Source organism: Roseateles sp. P5_E11 (genome assembly GCF_054049355.1).
Genome location: NZ_JBFUMO010001182.1, coordinates 1 through 597, shown reverse-complemented (window position 1 = coordinate 597; position 597 = coordinate 1). Strand labels below are relative to the sequence as shown.

General features: G+C 60.9%; 1 protein-coding gene. It reads right to left on the bottom strand.

The window, feature by feature from the left end; genetic code table 11:
* On the bottom strand, nt 1–465 hold a 465-nt coding region (locus ACXJKR_RS34215), incomplete at its 3' end, for a substrate-binding domain-containing protein (protein WP_457326651.1).
* Nucleotides 466–597: the final 132 nt, after the last annotated feature.

Here is a 597-nt window from a genome sequence, read left to right as displayed (position 1 = left end):
CCACTGGGCCGCATAGTGATTGGGGAGGAACCCTACACAGTTGTTGCCCAGGATCAGTATGGCTTGAGCTTCGATGTTGTCCGCTGTCGAGGCTGCGGATTCGGCGCCAAGCAGGTCCAGGTCACGTCGTCTCAGATAGCCGCGCGAGACGATTCGTGCCTGCTTGARGCCCTCCATGACATCAGAGGTTTCACGGCCTGACTTGGCCAATGGGTGCGTCGCCTCGCAGTACAGGCCATGGACTTCTTCATAGAGTGCAATAGCCGTGCTGCCAGGGGCATGAAACGGGAAGTGGCCGACAGCGAGATGTAGCCGGCCATCTAACACGCGCTGCTCAAGTTCTGCCGGCATGCCCATGTAGACGTTGATACGCAGATCCGGTCCTCGAGCGGAGAACCGCTTCAACGCGTTGCGCAGCGGTGAACGCTCGTCGGCAACGGTGTTGTCGATGATGCCGAGGTTCAAGGTTCCCGACACCAGGCTGGTCAGCAGCGCCGATTCATTCCGGAAGTCGTCAATCGCGCCAAGCAGGCGCTGAGTGGCGGCGTGCGCAGCCGCGCCTTGCTCAGTGAGTCGAAACCCTCCACGCCCACGCTC